The sequence below is a fragment of the Halomonas cerina genome, assembly GCF_014192215.1.
Lineage (GTDB): Bacteria > Pseudomonadota > Gammaproteobacteria > Pseudomonadales > Halomonadaceae > Halomonas > Halomonas cerina.
In genome coordinates this window covers 1-18,115 of sequence record NZ_JACHXP010000015.1, presented here as the reverse complement: position 1 = coordinate 18,115, position 18,115 = coordinate 1, and the positions used below count along the sequence as shown (strand labels likewise).

At 66.9% G+C, this 18,115-nt stretch carries 18 protein-coding genes; 17 read left to right on the top strand and 1 reads right to left on the bottom strand.

What is annotated here, in order from left to right; genetic code table 11:
- Nucleotides 1-11 precede the first annotated feature (11 nt).
- The 16 genes from plsX (at nt 12) to FHR94_RS13965 (ending at nt 15,221) form a co-directional block, all read left to right on the top strand.
- Nucleotides 12-1,127: a phosphate acyltransferase PlsX gene (gene plsX, locus FHR94_RS14040; RefSeq protein ID WP_183326366.1), complete on the top strand. Its 1,116-nt coding sequence runs from the start codon at nt 12-14 to the stop codon at nt 1,125-1,127.
- 5 nt (nt 1,128-1,132) lie between these two features.
- A complete protein-coding gene (fabD, locus tag FHR94_RS14035; protein ID WP_183326364.1) occupies nt 1,133-2,104 on the top strand; it encodes an ACP S-malonyltransferase in 972 nt (323 codons plus the stop codon).
- Between the two features lie 29 nt (nt 2,105-2,133).
- Nucleotides 2,134-2,877: a 3-oxoacyl-ACP reductase FabG gene (fabG, locus tag FHR94_RS14030; protein WP_183326362.1), complete on the top strand. Its 744-nt coding sequence runs from the start codon at nt 2,134-2,136 to the stop codon at nt 2,875-2,877.
- Nucleotides 2,878-3,000: 123 nt separating this feature from the next.
- A complete protein-coding gene (gene acpP, locus FHR94_RS14025) occupies nt 3,001-3,234 on the top strand; it encodes an acyl carrier protein (RefSeq protein ID WP_008956801.1) in 234 nt (77 codons plus the stop codon).
- Between the two features lie 194 nt (nt 3,235-3,428).
- The gene (gene fabF, locus FHR94_RS14020) at nt 3,429-4,667 is read left to right on the top strand and encodes a beta-ketoacyl-ACP synthase II (RefSeq protein WP_183326360.1); all 1,239 of its coding nucleotides are present in this window, start codon (nt 3,429-3,431) and stop codon (nt 4,665-4,667) included.
- Between the two features lie 35 nt (nt 4,668-4,702).
- The gene (gene pabC, locus FHR94_RS14015; RefSeq protein ID WP_183326520.1) at nt 4,703-5,518 is read left to right on the top strand and encodes an aminodeoxychorismate lyase; all 816 of its coding nucleotides are present in this window, start codon (nt 4,703-4,705) and stop codon (nt 5,516-5,518) included.
- 13 nt (nt 5,519-5,531) lie between these two features.
- Nucleotides 5,532-6,536, top strand: coding sequence for an endolytic transglycosylase MltG (gene mltG, locus FHR94_RS14010; RefSeq protein WP_183326358.1), 1,005 nt, complete (start codon nt 5,532-5,534; stop codon nt 6,534-6,536).
- Between the two features lie 28 nt (nt 6,537-6,564).
- Nucleotides 6,565-7,218 (top strand): dTMP kinase, encoded by a 654-nt coding sequence (gene tmk, locus FHR94_RS14005; RefSeq protein WP_183326356.1) that lies wholly within the window; start codon nt 6,565-6,567, stop codon nt 7,216-7,218.
- The gene (locus FHR94_RS14000) at nt 7,215-8,210 is read left to right on the top strand and encodes a DNA polymerase III subunit delta' (RefSeq protein WP_183326354.1); all 996 of its coding nucleotides are present in this window, start codon (nt 7,215-7,217) and stop codon (nt 8,208-8,210) included. The genes tmk and FHR94_RS14000 overlap by 4 nt, the downstream gene beginning before the upstream one ends.
- A gap of 10 nt (nt 8,211-8,220) precedes the next feature.
- Entirely contained in the window at nt 8,221-8,556 is a 336-nt protein-coding gene (locus FHR94_RS13995; RefSeq protein ID WP_183326352.1) for a PilZ domain-containing protein, read from the top strand.
- An 89-nt stretch (nt 8,557-8,645) separates the two neighbouring features.
- A complete protein-coding gene (locus FHR94_RS13990; RefSeq protein WP_183326350.1) occupies nt 8,646-9,488 on the top strand; it encodes a TatD family hydrolase in 843 nt (280 codons plus the stop codon).
- Between the two features lie 35 nt (nt 9,489-9,523).
- Entirely contained in the window at nt 9,524-10,102 is a 579-nt protein-coding gene (locus FHR94_RS13985) for a DUF1285 domain-containing protein (RefSeq protein ID WP_183326347.1), read from the top strand.
- Nucleotides 10,093-12,303, top strand: a complete 2,211-nt coding sequence (locus FHR94_RS13980; RefSeq protein WP_183326345.1) for an ATP-dependent helicase — start codon at nt 10,093-10,095, stop codon at nt 12,301-12,303. Before FHR94_RS13985 ends, FHR94_RS13980 begins: the two co-directional genes overlap by 10 nt.
- Nucleotides 12,284-13,099, top strand: a complete 816-nt coding sequence (locus FHR94_RS13975) for a sulfurtransferase (protein WP_343064674.1) — start codon at nt 12,284-12,286, stop codon at nt 13,097-13,099. The genes FHR94_RS13980 and FHR94_RS13975 overlap by 20 nt, the downstream gene beginning before the upstream one ends.
- 62 nt (nt 13,100-13,161) lie before the next feature.
- Nucleotides 13,162-14,127, top strand: coding sequence for a Gfo/Idh/MocA family oxidoreductase (locus FHR94_RS13970; RefSeq protein ID WP_183326341.1), 966 nt, complete (start codon nt 13,162-13,164; stop codon nt 14,125-14,127).
- A complete protein-coding gene (locus FHR94_RS13965) occupies nt 14,124-15,221 on the top strand; it encodes a DegT/DnrJ/EryC1/StrS family aminotransferase (RefSeq protein ID WP_221188489.1) in 1,098 nt (365 codons plus the stop codon). The genes FHR94_RS13970 and FHR94_RS13965 overlap by 4 nt, the downstream gene beginning before the upstream one ends.
- Nucleotides 15,222-15,339: 118 nt before the next feature.
- Here FHR94_RS13965 and FHR94_RS13960 read toward each other — a convergent pair whose 3' ends face one another.
- Entirely contained in the window at nt 15,340-16,983 is a 1,644-nt protein-coding gene (locus tag FHR94_RS13960) for an electron transfer flavoprotein-ubiquinone oxidoreductase (protein WP_183326516.1), read from the bottom strand.
- A 385-nt stretch (nt 16,984-17,368) separates the two neighbouring features.
- Between FHR94_RS13960 and FHR94_RS13955 the strand changes: the two genes are divergently transcribed.
- A partial coding sequence (locus FHR94_RS13955; RefSeq protein WP_183326340.1) for an electron transfer flavoprotein subunit beta/FixA family protein occupies nt 17,369-18,115 on the top strand: 747 nt, incomplete at its 3' end.

Sequence of the window (18,115 nt, the reverse complement as noted above, 5' to 3'; positions counted from 1 at the left end):
CGGCGACTGACGTGCGTATCGCCGTCGATGCCATGGGCGGGGATCTTGGTCCCCTGGCCACCGTGGCGGGGGCGGCCAGTGCGGTCGTCGCCGATCCGCATCTCGAACTTCGACTGTACGGCCCGGCTGGCCGACTGGAAGACGAGATCTCCCGACTGCCGCGGCATCTCGCCGCGGCGGCCTCGCGTCTACAGGTCAGCGATGCCCCCGACGTGATCCGTCAGGACCAACGTCCATCCGACGTGTTGCGCCATGGTGCTAACACCAGCATGGCGAGGATGCTCGGCGACCTGGCCAAGGGCGAGGCCGAGGCCGGGGTCAGCGCCGGCAATACCGGGGCACTGATGGCCCTGTCGCGCCGGGCGCTGGGTACGGTGGCCGGTATTCCGCGCCCCGCCATCAGTACGGCGATCCCGACGCGCCGTGAGGGGCGTTGCTATCTGCTGGATCTGGGGGCGAATGTGGAGGCCTCCGCCGATCGACTGGTCGACTTCGCACTAATGGGCGAGGCCATGGCGCGCCACATCGATGGCTTGCCATCGCCGCGATTGGCCCTGATCAATGTGGGCGTCGAGGGCACCAAAGGGACCGTCAGCGTCCAGCAGGCCGACGAACTCCTGCGCCGGTTGCCGGACCTGAACTACCTCGGCTTCATCGAGGGCGATGGGATCTTTTCCGGCGAGGCCGACGTGGTGGTGTGTGACGGCTTCGTCGGTAATGTCGTGCTCAAGGCTAGCGAGGGGCTGGCGAGAATGCTGGTGCAGCGCGTGCAGTCGGCCTTCGGGGCGCACTGGAGCGGCCGTCTGGTCGGGTTGCTGGCGAGACCGGCGCTCAGGCGCCTCAAAAACGAACTCGATCCCGTGCGCTACAATGGGGCGAGCCTGCTGGGGCTGGATGGCATCGTCATCAAGAGTCACGGCAGTGCCGATGCCACTGGCTTCCATTATGCGGTGGGGCGGGCGGTACAGGAGGTGAGGCACGACCTGCCGCGCCGACTGGCCGCCGAACTGGTTCATTGCCGCCCCGGTGCTGCCGGGGTGGTATCCGCCGGGAAAGGACCCCGGCACCATGCGCCGGCACCGGTCTCCACGACCGCTGTCGGCGATCGCCAACAAGAGCAAAGGTGATCGACATGACCCAACCCCTTGCCCTCGTCTTCCCCGGGCAGGGCTCCCAGCAGATCGGTATGCTGCGCGAGCTGGCAGAGCGCTACAGCGTGGTGCGGACTACCTTCGAGGAGGCCGCCGATGCCTTGGGATACGATCTCTGGCAGGTGGTCCAGGAAGGCCCGGCCGAGAGACTCAATGCTACCGCCTGCACGCAGCCGGCACTGCTGACGGCCAGTGTGGCTATCTGGCGTGTCTGGCAGGAGCTCGAAGGGCCGCGTCCCCTGGCCATGGCCGGCCACAGCCTGGGCGAATACAGCGCCATGGTGTGTGCCGGTACGCTGCCTTTTGCTCAGGGCGTACGGCTCGTCAGGTTGCGGGGCGAGGCCATGCAGGCCGCCGTGCCCGCGGGTGAGGGAGGCATGGCGGCGATTCTCGGGCTCGACGATGGCGAGGTAGAGGCAGCCTGTGCCCGGGCCGCCGAGGGCGACGTGGTCGCCGCCGTCAACTACAATGCGCCGGGCCAGGTGGTGATCGCCGGCAGCAAGGCGGCCGTGGAGCGGGCCATCGCGGCATGCCAGGAGGCCGGAGCCAAGCGTGCCATGCCGCTGCCGGTGTCGGTGCCGTCGCACTGCGAGCTGATGCGTCCGGCCGCCGAGCGGCTGGCCGAGGCGCTGGACGAGGTCGAACTGCGGGCGCCGCGCTATACGGTGTTCCAGAACGTCGACGCCCAGGCGCATGCCGACGTGGCTACGCTGCGTACCCGCCTGATCGAGCAGCTCTATCAGCCGGTGCGCTGGACCGCCTGTGTCGAAGCGCTGATCGACCACGGTGCGGACGTGTTTATCGAGTGCGGCCCGGGCAAGGTGCTCACCGGGCTCAACAAGCGAATCGCGCGGGGCAGTCGCGGGCTGGCGGTCAATGACCCGGACAGCCTCGATGCCGCCCTCGAGCTGGCCCGCGAGACGGCGGGCCAGGCACCGTCGGCCAATGGCTGATTCACCCCCGGATGGAGACGGAAGAGAGCATGACAATCGAGCGTAGAGTCGCCCTGATTACCGGTGCCAGTCGTGGTATCGGTCGTGCCATCGCCCATGAGCTGGGACGCCAGGGACGGATCGTGATCGGCACCGCTACCAGCGATGCCGGTGCCGAGCGCATCGAGGCCGACCTCAAGGCCCAAGGGATCGAGGGAGGAGGGCGTCGCCTGGATGTCACCGACCCGGCCAGTGTGGACGCCCTGGTGAAGTCGATCACCGAGGAGTTCGGTGCGCCGACCATCCTGGTCAACAACGCCGGCATCACCCGTGACAATCTCCTGATGCGCATGAAGGAGGACGAGTGGGACGCGGTCATGGAGACCAATCTCAAGTCGGTCTATCGCGTCAGCAAGGCGTGCCTGCGTGGCATGACCCGGGCCCGTTTCGGGCGCATCGTCTCGGTCAGCTCGGTGGTGGCCACCATGGGTAACCTTGGCCAGACCAACTATGCGGCCGCCAAGGCAGGCATGGAGGGGTTCACGAGAGCGCTGGCCCGAGAGGTCGCCTCCCGGGCCATCACCGTCAATGTGGTGGCGCCGGGCTTCATCGCCACCGACATGACCAGCACGCTTCCAGAGGAGCAGAAGACACTGCTGCTCGACCAGATTCCTCTGGCCAGACTCGGTCAGCCGGAGGAGATTGCCGCGGCGGTGGGCTTCCTGACCGGGGAGTCGGCAAGCTATATCACCGGCGAAACGCTGCATGTCAATGGTGGCATGAACATGCGCTAAGGGCGTGCCTTACGCCTGTTGCGTCGACCCAGAGCGGTCTATAAACTACCCCGCAGCTTTGGGCTTGCGGATTTAACGGCTGATCATCAGAACGGCTAACGTGAACGACTGGAGTACGTCATAATGAGCACCATCGAAGAGCGCGTGAAGAAGGTTGTGGCCGAGCGCCTGAACGTCAAGGAAGAAGATATCCAGAACTCCTCTTCCTTCACCGAAGACCTGGGCGCTGATTCCCTGGATACCGTCGAGCTGGTGATGGCGCTCGAGGAGGAATTCGATACCGAAATCCCCGACGAGGAAGCCGAGAAGATCACGACCGTTCAGGAAGCCATCGACTACGTCAACGCCCACCAGTAACAGGGCGTTCGGCACCGCTTGCTGATGTGTCCGGGGGCGGGGCCCCCGAGGAGAGCCGTCCTGTCATGCAGGGCGGCTCTCGCGCTATTGGTGACGCCGGTTCGCGGAAGGCACAACGCAGAGAGTCGGGTATAATGTGCCCAATGACGGCTCCCGGCGGGGGCGCGACACCATTGATGTCTGGAGGAAAGCTGATGGCTCGCAGAAGGGTAGTGGTGACCGGTCTCGGCCTGGTCACACCAGTGGGGAATACCGTGAAGGAGAGCTGGGCCAATATCCTGGCCGGCAAGAGTGGTATCGCCCCCATCGAGCACTTCGACCCCAGCGGCTTCAACACACGGTTCGGTGGCTCGGTGAAGAATTTCGACATCAGCCCCTATCTCAATCCCAAGGATGCCAGGAAGATGGACCTGTTCATCCAGTACGGGATGGCGGCCGGCGCTCAGGCGATCACCGATGCCGGTATCGAGTGCACCGAGGAGAATGCCGGTCGGATCGGGGTCGCCATCGGCTCGGGGATCGGCGGGCTGCCGATGATCGAGCACAATCACAGTGCGATGCTCAAGGGCGGCGCGCGGCGCATCTCGCCGTTCTTCGTGCCCGGGTCGATCATCAACATGATCTCCGGCAACCTGGCGATCCAGCATGGCTTCCAGGGCCCCAATATCGCCATCACCACGGCTTGCACCACCGGGACTCACAATATCGGCTATAGCGCCCGTACCATCGCCTACGGTGATGCCGACGTGATGATCTGCGGCGGCGCCGAGATGGCCACTACGCCGCTGGGCCTGGGCGGCTTCTCGGCCGCCCGGGCACTCTCCACGCGCAATGATGATCCGGCCGCCGCGAGCCGCCCCTGGGACCGCGATCGTGACGGCTTCGTGCTCTCCGACGGGGCCGGCGTGATCGTGCTCGAGGCGTACGAACATGCCAAGGCCCGCGGGGCCACCATCTACGCTGAGTTGACCGGCTTCGGCATGAGCGACGACGCCTATCACATGACCGCACCGCCGGAAGATGGCCGCGGTGCCGCCCTGTCGATGGCCAATGCCATCCGTGATGCCGGCATCGATCCCGCAGCGGTCGACTACATCAATGCCCACGGCACCTCGACATCGGCCGGCGATCTGGCCGAGAGCCGGGCGGTGGAGCGGGTCTTGGGCGAGGCCTCCCGGCATGTGGCGGTGAGCTCCACCAAGTCGATGATCGGGCACCTGCTGGGGGCCGCCGGCGCCGTCGAGGCGATCTTCAGCATACTGGCCATCCGTGACCAGGTCGCCCCGCCGACCATCAACCTGGACAACCCCCAGGAAGGCTGCGTGCTGGACTACGTCCCCCACGCCGCCCGCGAGATGAAGGTCGACATCAGCCTGTCGAATTCCTTCGGCTTCGGTGGCACCAACGGCACCCTGGTCTTCACCAAGGTGTGAGCACCACGGCCGACGACGGCGCCCCCCTGGGCCTGATGCCCGGGCAGGAGGTGCCCTTCGATGATCGCGGGCTGGCCTACGGTGACGGAGTGTTCGAGACGGTGCTGGTGCGCAACGGGTTCCCGGTGCTGTGGGATTACCACCTGGCGCGCCTGGCTCGCGGTGCCGAGGTCCTGGGATTCCCGGCGCCTCGGCAGGCGGATCTCGAGCGACCCCTGGCGAAGGCACCCAAGGGCCTGGCCGTCCTCAAGCTGATGGTGACACGGGGCAGCGGTGGTCGTGGCTATCTCGCCCCGGACCCGCCCAAGCCTCGCCTGCGCTGGCAGCTGTTGCCCTTCGCTCCGACCCCGAACCGCTGGTGGGAGGGGGTCCGGGTCCGTCACTGCCGGCTACGGCTGGGCATCCAGCCGGTCCTGGCCGGCATCAAGCACCTCAATCGGCTCGAGAACGTCCTGGCACGTCGCGAGTGGCAGGATCCGGATACGGCCGAGGGGCTGCTGTGCGACAGCGAGGGCCGTCTGGTAGAGGCCACCGGCATGAACCTCTTCTGGCAGCGAGGAGGGCGTCTGGAAACCCCCCGGCTCGATCATTGCGGCGTGGCCGGCACCCTGCGCGAGGCGCTGAAGGGGCGTGTCGCGCTTCACGAGGTCGCCGTCGGTCCCGAGGTGCTCAACGACGCCGAGGCACTCTGGCTGGGCAACTCCGTCCAGGGACTGTGGCCGGTGACCCGTCTGGATGACCCTGACGGCCGGGCACAGCACCGCTGGTCACTCGGACCGCCGCATCGATGGCTGCAGGCCGAGGCCCAGGCGTTGCTGGGCTATCCCGTGCCAGAGGTGAGAGACCATTGAACGAGGAAGACGTATGGGCCGTGTGGTGAAGATCCTGGCCGTTCTGCTGATTCTGGCCGCGGTGGCGGCCTTCGCCGGCCATCGCTACTGGCAGACCCGGCTGGAGGCCCCCCTCGAGGTGGCCGAGCCGACCCTGTATGAGGTTCCCGAAGGGGCGGGGTTCCACCGAGTGATCGGTGATCTCGCTGCTCAGGGCATCATCGGCGATGGCTGGGCCTACCGGCTGTTGGTGCGGCTCGAGCCCGAGGCCGTGCCCGAACTGCGCCCCGGGGAGTATCGCCTGACCCCGGGCATGTCTGGCCGTGAGCTGCTGGGGCTGCTGGACCGCCACGAGCGGATCACCTATCCGCTGACCGTTCCCGAGGGCTGGACCTTTGCCCAGATGCGGGCGGCCCTGGCCGCGGCTGAGAAGCTCGAGCATCGTACCACGGGACTCTCCGATGCCGAGGTGATGGCCCGGCTGGGGCGTGAGGGGCTGCATCCCGAGGGGCGCTTCTTCCCCGATACCTACCGCTACCACAAAGGCGTGAGCGACCTGGCGCTCCTGCGTCAGGCGATGGAGCGGATGGACAGGATCCTGGCAGAGATATGGACCGGTCGTGCCGAGGATCTGCCCCTCGAGACGCCTGACGAGGCCCTGATTCTGGCCTCGCTGATCGAGCGCGAGACCGGCGTGGCCGGCGAGCGTCGACGCATCGCCGGGGTCTTCACCCGTCGTCTGGAGCGGGGCATGCGTCTGCAGACCGACCCCACCGTCATCTACGGCATGGGCGAGCGCTTCGATGGCAATATCACTCGGGCCGATCTGCGCGAAGCCACGCCCTACAATACCTATGTGATCGAGGGACTGCCGCCGACGCCGATCGCCCTGCCAGGACGCGCCTCGCTGGAGGCGGCGGTGGATCCGGCGGATGGCGAGGCGCTCTACTTCGTCGCCCGCGGTGACGGCAGCCATCACTTCTCGCGCACGCTGCGCGAGCACAACAATGCCGTGAACCGCTATATCCGCAACCGTTGATCCATTCACCCTGAACCGGGAAGTCGTCATGTCGCGTCGCGGACGTTTCATCACCCTGGAAGGCGGCGAAGGCGTGGGCAAGTCCACCAACCTGTCGCTGGTCGCCGACCACCTCGAGGCCCGAGGCCTCGAGGTGGTGCGTACCCGTGAGCCCGGCGGCACCCCCCGGGCCGAGGCCATGCGTCGACTGCTGCTTGACCCGTTCGGCGAGGAGCCGCTCGATCCCGATGCCGAGCTGCTGCTGATATTCGCCGCCCGTGCTCAGCACCTGGCCCGAGTGATCCGTCCCGCCCTGGAGCGGGGAGCTTGGGTGGTCTGCGATCGTTTCACCGATGCCACTTACGCCTATCAGGGGGGCGGGCGTGGCATCGATCGGGCGCGTATCGCCGAACTCGAGACCTTCGTTCAGCAGGGGCTCGAGCCTGACCTGACCCTGTTGCTGGACATGCCCATGGCGGGTTCCCAGCAGCGTCTCGAGGGACGCCTCGACCGTGAGGGTGGCCGGCGTGACCGCTTCGAGGGCGAGCGTGCCGAGTTCTTCGAGGCCGTGCGCCGGGCCTACCTGGCCCAAGCCGCGTCGGCCCCGGAGCGCATGACGGTGGTCGATGCCGCGGTCGGGCTCGAGGAGGTCCAGGCCCAGCTGCGCCGGCTTCTGGACCGCAAGCTGGCGGAGTGGACATGAGCCTCGAGGCGAGTCCCCGTCCGTTGCCCTGGCTGATGCCGCGCTGGCAGGAACTCACGCGTCTCGCCGATGCCGGTCGTCTACCCCATGCCCTGCTACTGTCCGGCCCCCATGGCGTGGGCAAGTCGTCGCTGGCCGAGGCACTGATCGCCCGGACCCTCTGTGCGTCTCCGGGGAGCCTCGCCTGCGGGGCGTGTCATGCCTGCCGGATGCTGGCCGCCGGCTACCATCCGGATCTATTACGGGTCGCTCCCGAGGAGGGCAAGCGGCAGATCCGCATTGCTCCCGTGCGTGAGGTGAACGCCTTCGTTGCCCAGACCGCCCAGCAGGGCGGTTATCGGGTGATCGTGATGGCCCCGGCCGAGGCGATGAACGTGGCCGCCTCCAATGCGCTGCTCAAGAGTCTCGAGGAGCCCGGTGGACGTACGCTCTTCCTGCTGCTGTCCGATATTCCCTCGCACCTGCTCCCCACCATCCGCTCACGCTGCCAGCACTGGAGCCTGACGGCGCCTGCCGAGGAAGATTGCCTGGCGTGGCTGGCCGAGCGCCTGGGCGGGCATGACGAAGCGCGCTTCTGGTGGCGTGCCGCCGGAGGCCTGCCGTTGCGCGCCCTGGAACTGGCCGAACCGGATGCTCGTGTCCTGCGCCAACAGCTCCATGAGACCTTCGATGCCCTGGTGCGCGGCGGCGAGCCGGTGGCCGAGGCCGCCAGGCTGGAGCGACAGTCGGTCGACGCCATCCTATGGTACGGTATCGCCTGGCTCGAGGACCTGATCCGGTTGGGGCTGTCCGGCGAGACCGAGGAACTGCGCAACCCCGATCTGTTACCGCTCTATCGCCAGGCGGTCAAGAATGCTCGGGTCCGCGACTGGTTTCGCCTGCTGGATTATGCGCGTGAACAGCGCCGCCTGCTGGCCGAAGGGGGCAATCCCAACCCCCAACTCGTGATCGAGTCCTGGCTGGTGCGCTGGTCAACGCTGCTACGCTCCTGAGGAGAGTCCCATGGCCGCACAGAAAGCCCTGTCCCTAACCATTCAGGACATCCCGACCTTGCTCTCGGCCTATATGCCGGTCCTCGAACGCGGGGGCATCTTCGTGCCGACCCGCGAAAGCTACGACCTCGGCCAGGAGGTCTTCCTGCTGCTGATGCTGCCGGGGGAGAGTGAGCGTCTGCCGGTGACCGGCCGGGTGGTCTGGGTCTCGCCGGAGGGGGTGTCAGGGTATCGCGTGCCCGGCATCGGTATCCATTTCAGTGCCGAGGACCAGGGCGTGCGTGACCGGATCGAGACCCTGCTGGCCGGCCAGCTCGACAGGGGCACCCCCACCTATACGCTTTAAAGCGCCCAGCGCCCAGCGCCCAGCGCCCAGGGCCGATCGAGAGAGGCCCATCACTGCCTTCTGATTCATTACCATCGGTGTTTTCGCGTATGTTTATCGACTCCCATTGCCATCTCGATCGCCTGGCAGCGACGACCCATGGCGGCGACCTGGCCGCCGCTCTCGACGCCGCCCGGGGCCGGGACGTGCGTCAGTTTCTGGCCATCGCCGTCACCCTGGAGGACGTGCCGGGACTGGCTACCCTCAGTCGCGAGCATGGCGATGTGGTGATCTCCGCCGGCGTGCATCCCCTACATCGGGTGCTCGAGGAGCCGAGCGTGGCGGCCATCAGGGAATGCGCCGAACGATTCGGAGCCGTGGCCATCGGCGAGACCGGTCTCGATTACCATTATCTGGAGAAGGCTCCGGATTGTGTGTCACGCGAGGTCCAGCACGAACGCTTCCGCCGCCACCTGATCGCGGCCCGCGAGCTCGAGCTGCCGGTGATCATCCATACCCGGGAGGCCCGTGAGGATACCCTGGCGCTGATTCGCGAGCACACCGACCCGGCGGTGGGCGGCGTGCTGCACTGCTTCACCGAGGACCTGGACATGGCCCGGGAGGCGGTGCGTCACGGTTTCTACATCTCGCTGTCGGGCATCGTGACCTTTCGCAATGCCGCGTCGGTCCGCGAGCTGGCCCGGCGGTTGCCGCTGGACCGGCTGCTGATCGAGACCGACAGCCCCTACCTGGCCCCGGTGCCCCATCGCGGCAGGCCCAACGAACCGGCCTGGGTGGTCGAGGTGGCCGAATGCATCGCCGCCGAGCGAGGCATCAGCGTGGCGGAGGTGGCCATGCAGACCACGGCCAACTTCTACCACCTCTTCCGTGAAGCTGCCCCGGAGGCGCCGGAGGGCGTGCGCGAGGCCCTGACCAGCGCCGGCCTGGTGTAGGCTGATAGCAGAAGACCGGTTAGGAGGACACCGCGATGAACCTTGATGCGCTGCTGGCACATATCGACCCCGAGGGGGAGATCCCACCGGTGGATCGCTGGCATCCCGACCACCAGGGCGAAATGGATCTGGTGATCGCTGCCGATGGCCGCTGGATCCATGAGGGCTCGCCCATCACCCGACCACGCCTGGTACGGCTGCTTTCTACCCTGCTGCGCCGTGAGGCCGACGGCAGCCATGTGCTGGTGACGCCGGCCGAGAAACTGCGTATTCGAGTCGAGGACTGTCCCTTCCTCATCGTCGATGCCGAACCCGCGTCGGAGGGCCGCTGGTGGCTGACCACCAATGTCGGTGACCGGGTACCGCTCGATGCCGGTCATCGGCTGGCGCTGGGCGAGACCCCGGCCGGCGAGAGCGTCCCCGAGGTGCCGGTGCGCTTCGGCCTCGTCGCCCGCCTGGGACGCAACGTCTATTATCGCCTGGTGGAACAGGCGGAGTCACGTGAGCTCGACGAGGGGGGCAACGAACTTGGCCTGACCAGCGGAGGCGCCTGGCATCCCCTGGGGCGCCTGGAGGCCGGGCAACTGCCCGATGACGAGTTCCCATGCGGTTGACCGCCGAGCAGCAGGCCGTGGTAGCCCACGGCGAGGGGCATGCGCGGGTGGCGGCGGTGGCCGGTGCCGGTAAGACGACCACTCTGGTGGCTCGCGTGTTGCACCTGCTGGAGTGCGGTGTGCCACCCGCACGCCTGCTGGTGCTGATGTTCAACCGCTCCGCCCGGGAAGACTTCCAGTCGCGACTGGCGGCCATGGCGCCCTCCGGTCAGGCGCTGCCCGATGTGCGCACCTTCCATTCCCTGGGTCACCGGCTCACCGGCACCCTGACCCGCTGGGGCGTGCTGGCGCCGCGTGAGCTACTCACCGCCGACTGGCAACTCGAGCGTCTGCTGCGCCAGGCCACGCTTCAGGCGCTGGAGAGTGCGTCCGAGACTCGCGACTCGGCGCTGGAAAGCGATACTCTGGAGACGCTGGCGCATTTCTGCGGCCTGGTGAAGGCGGAGATGGCGCCGCCGGCCGAGCTGTATGCCCGGCTCGGCCTGGGCGAGGAGACCGATCACTTCGTGGCGGCCTTCGAGCATGCCGAGACCCTGCTGGCCGATCAGGGCCTGATGACCTACTCGGACCTGCTCTATCGTCCGCTGCGGGCGCTCGAGGCAGAGCCCGCGTTGCATGCCCGGGTGCAGGGCTTCCTCGATCACGTCATCATCGACGAGTATCAGGACATCAACGTCGCCCAGCAGCACCTGCTGGCGATGCTGGCTGGTCGCGAGGCCGCCGTCATGGCCGTAGGGGATGCCAACCAATGCATCTACGAGTGGCGTGGCGCCCATCCCGATACCATGCTCGAGAATTTCACCGCCACCTTTGGGGCTGCCCGGGACTATCCCCTCTCAACGACCTTCCGGCATGGCCATGCCCTGGCCCTGGTGGCCAACCATGCCATCGCCGCCAACCGGCGACGCCCCGACCAGCTCTGCCTGGCGGCACCCCGGAATCCGGCGACCACGGTATCGGTGGCACAGGGGACCCAAGGGCTGATCGGCGAACTGGGGGACTGGTGCCGGCAGGGACGCCGCCTGGACGAGGCCAGCCTGCTGGTACGCAGTTGGGCGCTATCGGTGCCCATTCAACTGGCCTTGTTGCGCGAGGGCATTCCCTTCAGGCTGAGCCGGGAGGATCGCTTCGTGTTCCGCCTGCCGCTGGTGGAGGCCTTGGCCGGCTACCTGATGCTGGCGAGGGAGCCTCGCCTGCTCCAGGACCCCGGTCACCTGCTCATGCTGCTCGCCCAGCCCACCCCTTTCGTCGCCCGGGAGCGCCTGACGGCGCTGGCCGTGCATCTGGCCGAGACCCAACGCTGGCCGGAACACCACGTCCCCCTGCTGACGGAACTCAGGCCTCACCAGCGACGCACCTTGAAGCGTCGCTGGATGCTGCTCTGTGAGCTGCCACGCCTCAGCGCCTGGCCGCCGGCACGACTGCTCCAGCACGTGATCGAGAGCGTGGAAGCCGAGAAGGTGCTCAAGCGGGCAGCGGCGCGGCGTGACAAGGGCGAGGAGGACGTGCGCCTGCTCGACGTACTGGTCGAGCAGGCCGGGGAGACAGGCGACCTCGAGGCCTTTATCGAGTTACTGCGCCGGCCGGTGCAGAATCGCGACGACGGGGTGCTGATCACCACGGTCCACGGGGCTAAGGGGCTGGAGTGGCCGCTCGTGTTGCTCGCCGGTGCCAACGAGGAGGATTTTCCCCACTACAGCCGTGACAACCCTTTGACGACGGCGCGGCTGGAAGAGGAGCGGCGGCTCTTCTATGTGGCGATCACCCGGGCCCGGGAACGCCTGGTGGTACTGCATGATGGTGGTGACCACCGACCGAGTCGCTTCATCGGCGAGACCGCTTGGGAGGATAGCCAGCGGGTCGCCGACCGACTGGCGGGACAGGGCGCGACCCCGATCCCGGTGACCTATCCCGACCTGGTGCGCCGCTATCTCGCGGCCCTGGGCGAGACCCTGTCCGTCGAGGCCGCGGCCTTGCCGGCAGGCGTTGCTGTGCCGGTGGTCGACTATCGCGTCGGTCAGCGCCTGACTCATGCGGTCTTCGGCGAGGGCGAGATCAGCGTGGTGGAGGGCGACCCGGCCAACCCGGTGATCGAGGTCCGCTTTCGTCAGGCCGGTCGGCGTCGACTGATCGCTCGACGGGCCCCCATCGAACTGCTGGAAGGAGAACACCTTGAGCCAAGTGCTGATCGATGCGGATGAACTGCGCCGCGCCCTAAACGGTGACCGTCCCCCCCGGGTACTGGACTGCCGGGCGCGGCTGGGGGACTCGGACGCCGGCGAGCGTTTATGGCGCGAGGGTCATGTACCTGGCAGTCTGCATCTCGATCTGGACCGGGATCTGGCTGGGCCGACAGGGGAAGGCGGCCGTCACCCGCTGCCCTCCCATGATGCCTTCACCGCGGTGATCCAGCGGCTGGGGATCTCGCCCGACCGCGCGGTGGTGGTCTATGACGATAGGGGCGGCCAGCTGGCGGCGGCTCGGGCCTGGTGGATGCTCGCCTGCTGGGCCGGCCACCCTGAGGTGCGTGTCCTCGACGGCGGCCTGCGGGCCTGGCTGGACGCCGGCGGCGAGTTGCCGCTGGGGCGTGAACCCGTCCCCTCACCGAGCGACTGGAGGCCGACCTATCGCGACGAGGCCTGGGCCACGGCCGAGGAGGTGCTGTCCGGCCAGGCCCTCATGGTGGACGCCCGCAGCCACGAGCGCTTCCGAGGCGAGGTCGAGCCCGTGGACCCGGTGGCGGGGCATATCCCCGGGGCGGTCTGCCGACCCAGTGCCGAGAACCTCGACGAGGCCGGGCGCTTCAAGGCTCCCGCAGCCTTGGATGCCGAACTGCCCGGGGGGGACGAGGTGATCGCCTACTGCGGCTCCGGGGTCACCGCCTGCCATGACATCCTCGCCTATGGGGTGGCTGGCCGACCGCTGCCCCGGCTCTATCCCGGCTCCTGGAGCGAGTGGATCCGCGATCCCGGTCGGCCGGTGATTCGCGGCCAGTAGGCAGACCCGGTTCTCACCGCTACTCTTATCCTAGAGGGTCGAGAACCGAGGGCCGATGGCCGATGAATTTCGCGCTGATCGGGGCAGCCGGCTACATTGCGCCGCGCCACATGCAGGCCATCCAGGCTACCGGTCATTCGCTGGTCGCCGCCTACGACATCAATGACTCGGTGGGCATTCTCGATTCCATCTCGACCGACTGCGCCTTCTTCACTCAATTCGAGTATTTCCTGGAACACGCCTGGCGGCTCAAGCGGACGGGCGATCAGGCGCTGGACTATATGGTGGTCTGCTCCCCCAATCATCTGCACAGCGCCCATATCGTCGCCGGCCTGCAGTTGGGCTGCGACGTGATCTGCGAGAAGCCGCTGGTGCCCACCCCGGACAAGCTCGACGAGTTGCGCTGCATGGAGCAGGAAACCGGCCGACGCATCCACAGCATCCTGCAGTTGCGCCATCATCCGGCGATCCATGAGCTGCGCGACAAGGTGGTGGCCGAGCGGCAGGATAGCAAGTATGAGGTCGAGCTGACCTATATCACCTCCCGCGGCCCCTGGTACCAGGCCAGCTGGAAGGGCGATCCACGTAAGTCGTTCGGGGTGGAGGCCGATATCGGGGTACACTTCTTCGACGTGTTGCACCTGATCTTCGGCGAACTGCAGCGTAACGTGGTGCACTACAGGGATGACCACAAGGTGGCCGGTTTTCTGGAGTACGAGAAGGCCAGGGTACGTTGGTTCTTGTCCATCGATGCCCAGGACCTGCCGGAAGCGGTGCGGGGCCGGCAGTCCACCTACCGTTCGCTGATCTGCGACGGCGAGGAGTTCGAGTTTTCCGCTGGCTTCACCGACCTGCATGTCGTCAGCTATCGCGAGATCCTGGCGGGTCGCGGCTTCGGGACCCAAGTGATACGCCACAGCCTGGAAATCGTGCAAGCCGTACGTCAGGCACCGCGCGAGGCGCCAAGGGATGGCGAGGCCCATCCCCGGCTGCTGGCCCTGTTACAGGCGCGGAGCGCGCGGCCATGATGCCCTTCATCGACCTGGGGGCCCAGCAGCAGCGGCTCAGGCCGCGGCTCGAGGCCGCCATGCAGGCAGTATTGGCTCACGGCTGCTATGTGCTGGGTCCCGAGGTGGAGGCGCTGGAGCGTCAACTGACCCGGCGGGTCGGCGTCGCCCACTGCATCACCTGCGCCAGTGGTACCGATGCCCTGCAGATCGCCCTGAGGGCGCTGGACATCGGTCCCGGCGACGAGGTGATCGTGCCCGGCTTCAGCTTCGTGGCCACCGCCAGCAGCGTGGCCCTGGTGGGAGCCCGGCCCGTCTATGCGGACATCGAGCCGGGGACCGGCCTGCTGGATCCCAAGTGGGGCGAGGCGATGATCACGCCAAGGACCCGGGCCATCATGCCGGTCTCGCTGTTCGGGCAATGTGCCGACATGGCGGCGTTGGCGGCCCTGGCCGACCGTTATGGCCTGACCGTGATCGAGGATGCCGCCCAGAGTTTCGGTGCCACCCAGCACGGCCGGTGCTCCGGCGCGTTGAGCCGAGTGGCCTGCACCAGTTTCTTTCCCAGCAAGCCCTTGGGCGCCTACGGCGACGGCGGCGCGCTGTTCACCGACGATGCCGAGCTGGCCTCAGCGATCCGTCTGGTGGCCCGTCATGGTGAGGCGCGACGCTACCACCATTCGCGGCTGGGCATGAACAGCCGCCTGGACACCTTGCAGGCCGCCGTGCTGCTGGCCAAGCTAGAGAGCTTCGACGAGGAGGTGGTGCTGCGTCAGGCGGTGGCGGAACGCTACGACCGCTTGTTGCAGCAGGCGGACATCATCACGCCTCGGGTCGCGGACGGCAACACCAGCGTTTATGCCCAGTACTGTACCTGCGTATCGCATCGCGAGGCGGTGCAGGCAAGCCTGGCCGAGGCGGGCATTCCCACCGCCATCCATTATCCGACGCCGCTCTATCGGCAGCCGGCGTTGGCTGACCCCCGGTGTCGGCTGCCGGCCTGTGAGACGCTATGCGAGCGTATCCTCAGCCTGCCCATGCATCCCTACTTGGAGGCCGCGCAGCAGACGCGGGTGGTGGAGGCGCTGCGTCAGGCGCTGCAGGCCGCGGGCTAAGGGCCTCGGGCGGCGAGCCCAGGCACCTGGCGCCAGCTGCGAGCCTCGAGCGACAGGCTACGAGCTAACCTTGCCGGCGCAGCCCGCAGCCCGCAGCCCGCAGCCCGCAGCCCGCAGCCTACATATTCGGATAGTTCGGCCCACCCCCGCCTTCCGGCGCCACCCAGGTGATGTTCTGTGCCGGGTCCTTGATGTCGCAGGTCTTGCAGTGGATGCAGTTCTGGAAATTGATCTGGAACTTCGGCTTGCCGGCGTCGTCCTCGACCACCTCGTAGACCCCCACCGGGCAGTAGCGCTGCGCCGGCTCAGCGTAGTTCGGCAGGTTGTCGCGGATCGGCAGCTCCGGATCGGTGAGCTTGAGGTGACAGGGCTGGTCTTCCTCGTGGTTGGTGTTGGACAAAAACACCGAGGAGGGCTTGTCGAAGGACAGCTTGCCGTCGGGCTTGGGGTAGTCGATCGCCTCGCACTCCGCCGCCTTCTTGAGGGTGGCGTGATCCGGGGTGGTGTCGTGCAGGGTCGGCAGCTTGCCGCCGACGAGCTGGTCGAGGAAATTGTAGGCACCACCGCCCACGGTGCCGTACTTGTGGATCGCCGGGCCGAAGCTGCGGGTCGCGTCGAGTTCCCGGTAGGCCCAGCTGTCTTCCCACTTCTGGGTAAAGGCGGTCAGCTCGTGGCCGCCTTCATCGCCTGAGGCAAGGGCCTCGAACACCGCTTCGGCGGCCACCAGGCCGGACTTCATGGCGGTGTGCAGGCCCTTGATCTTGGCGAAGTTCAGGGTGCCGGCATCGCAGCCGATCAACAGCCCCCCGGGGAAGGTCATCTTCGGCAGGCAGTTGAGCCCGCCCTTGGCGATCGCCCGGGCGCCATAGGCGACCCGTGAGCCCCCCTCGAGATACTGCTTGAGCACCGGATGGTGCTTCATGCGCTGGAATTCGTCGAAGGGCGACAGATAGGGGTTCTGGTAGGACAGGTCCATGATCAGCCCCACCACCACCTGCGTATTTTCCGCATGGTAGAGGAACCAGCCGCCATGGGTGTGCTTATCCAGCGGCCAGCCGGAGCCGTGCAGCACCAGGCCGGGCTCGTGCTGGTCGGCGGGCACGTCCCACAGCTCCTTCAGGCCGATGCCGTAGTGCTGGGGGTCCTTGCCTTCATCGAGCTTGAATCGGTCGATCAGGCGCTTGCCCAGATGCCCCCGGGCCCCCTCGGCGAACAGGGTGTACTTGGCACGCAGCTCCATGCCCGGCATGTAGCCGTCCTTGGGTTGGCCGTCGGCGCCCACGCCCATATCGCCGATCTGGATCCCCCGCACCACCTCGTCCTCATCGACGATCACGTCCTGGGCGGCGAAACCGGGGAAGACCTCCACGCCCAGCGCCTCGGCCTGCTCGGCCAGCCAGCGGCACAGGTTGCCGGCGCTGATCACGTAGCGCGTCTGGTCACCGCCGGTGTTATGCATGGTCTTGGGCACCAGGGCGTTGGGCAACTTCTGGGCCTTCTCGGCATCCTTGAGCAGGTAGAGCTCGTCACGGGTCGCCGGTGTGGTCAGCGGGGCACCGCGTTCCTCCCAGTCGGGGAAGAGTTCCTGAAGGGCGCGGGGCTCGAAGACGGCCCCGGAGAGGATATGGGCGCCCACCTCGGAGCCCTTCTCGACCACGCACACCGTCAGCTCCTGTTCGGCCTCGCTGGCCTGCTGCATCAGCCGGCACGCCGCGGCCAGGCCCGAAGGCCCGGCGCCGACGATGACCACGTCGAAATCCATGGAATCGCGTTCGACTTGTTCTTCCACCTGTTTTCTCCTCGCTGTCCCCGACGTCCATGGCCTGGCTACCACTAACGTCGGTAGGATTTAAAACGGTCGTTTGCTTCTAGCCTGAGCCCATGATAGGCATAATAACGTCAACGGGTCATCCCCTGCGATGGTGCATCGCATTATCCTCCTTTTACGGGGCATCATGGCATGGGGATTGTTGCCATGGACCCGGGTATGGCACATTGTCGAAGTTTTTTTCGATGCGGCGCCTATCAAACGCTTGCATGAAATATCTAGAAGCATGCCAGCTGGTTATAAGGATGCAGGATGCTGGGCAGCGTCGGGTGCATCCCACCAACCATCAGGTTCCGAGAGTGAACCAAGCGAGGACACTATGAAGGTACTCGTCGCGGTCAAACGCGTCATCGATTACAACGTCAAGATCCGGGTCAAGCCGGACCACTCCGACGTCGACCTCACCAACGTCAAGATGGCCCTGAACCCCTTCTGCGAGATCGCCGTGGAAGAGGCGGTGCGCCTGAAAGAGCGCGGGGTGGCCACCGAGGTCGTCGCCGTCACCGTGGGGCCCAAGGCCGCCCAGGAACAGCTGCGTACTGCCTTGGCATTGGGCGCCGACCGGGCCATCCACGTGCAGACCGACGAACGCGTCGAGTCGCTGGGCGCCGCCAAGGCCCTGGCCAAGGTGGTCGAGGAAGAGCAGCCGGACCTGGTGATACTGGGCAAGCAGGCCATCGACAGCGACAACAACCAGACCGGCCAGATGCTCGCCGCCCTGACCGGCCGGCCCCAGGGCACCTTCGCCTCCGAGGTCGTGGTCGAGGACGGCACGCTCAAGGTGACCCGCGAGATCGACGGCGGCCTGCAGACCGTCGAGCTCACCCTGCCGGCCATCGTCACCACCGACCTGCGCCTGAACGAGCCCCGCTACGCCAAGCTCCCCGACATCATGAAGGCCAAGAAGAAGCCGCTGGACACCAAGACCCCGGAGGAGCTGGGTGTCGAGGTGGCGTCACGGCTCAAACTGCTCAAGGTCGAGCCGCCGGCCGAGCGCCAGGGCGGCGTCAAGGTGGGCTCGGTGGATGAGCTGATCGACAAGCTGAAGAACGAAGCGAAGGTGATC

What these genes read in the sequence shown, in the direction of transcription:
- FHR94_RS13985 (WP_183326347.1), top strand. Translation starts at nt 9,524, where the DNA reads ATGAACCTTGATGCGCTGCTGGCACATATCGACCCCGAGGGGGAGATC.
- tmk (WP_183326356.1), top strand. Translation starts at nt 6,565, where the DNA reads ATGTCGCGTCGCGGACGTTTCATCACCCTGGAAGGCGGCGAAGGCGTG.
- FHR94_RS13980 (WP_183326345.1), top strand. Translation starts at nt 10,093, where the DNA reads ATGCGGTTGACCGCCGAGCAGCAGGCCGTGGTAGCCCACGGCGAGGGG.
- pabC (WP_183326520.1), top strand. Translation starts at nt 4,703, where the DNA reads ATGCCCGGGCAGGAGGTGCCCTTCGATGATCGCGGGCTGGCCTACGGT.
- fabD (WP_183326364.1), top strand. Translation starts at nt 1,133, where the DNA reads ATGACCCAACCCCTTGCCCTCGTCTTCCCCGGGCAGGGCTCCCAGCAG.
- FHR94_RS13990 (WP_183326350.1), top strand. Translation starts at nt 8,646, where the DNA reads ATGTTTATCGACTCCCATTGCCATCTCGATCGCCTGGCAGCGACGACC.
- FHR94_RS13995 (WP_183326352.1), top strand. Translation starts at nt 8,221, where the DNA reads ATGGCCGCACAGAAAGCCCTGTCCCTAACCATTCAGGACATCCCGACC.
- mltG (WP_183326358.1), top strand. Translation starts at nt 5,532, where the DNA reads ATGGGCCGTGTGGTGAAGATCCTGGCCGTTCTGCTGATTCTGGCCGCG.
- fabF (WP_183326360.1), top strand. Translation starts at nt 3,429, where the DNA reads ATGGCTCGCAGAAGGGTAGTGGTGACCGGTCTCGGCCTGGTCACACCA.
- FHR94_RS13970 (WP_183326341.1), top strand. Translation starts at nt 13,162, where the DNA reads ATGAATTTCGCGCTGATCGGGGCAGCCGGCTACATTGCGCCGCGCCAC.
- FHR94_RS14000 (WP_183326354.1), top strand. Translation starts at nt 7,215, where the DNA reads ATGAGCCTCGAGGCGAGTCCCCGTCCGTTGCCCTGGCTGATGCCGCGC.
- FHR94_RS13965 (WP_221188489.1), top strand. Translation starts at nt 14,124, where the DNA reads ATGATGCCCTTCATCGACCTGGGGGCCCAGCAGCAGCGGCTCAGGCCG.
- fabG (WP_183326362.1), top strand. Translation starts at nt 2,134, where the DNA reads ATGACAATCGAGCGTAGAGTCGCCCTGATTACCGGTGCCAGTCGTGGT.
- acpP (WP_008956801.1), top strand. Translation starts at nt 3,001, where the DNA reads ATGAGCACCATCGAAGAGCGCGTGAAGAAGGTTGTGGCCGAGCGCCTG.
- FHR94_RS13960 (WP_183326516.1), bottom strand. Translation starts at nt 16,983, where the DNA reads ATGGATTTCGACGTGGTCATCGTCGGCGCCGGGCCTTCGGGCCTGGCC.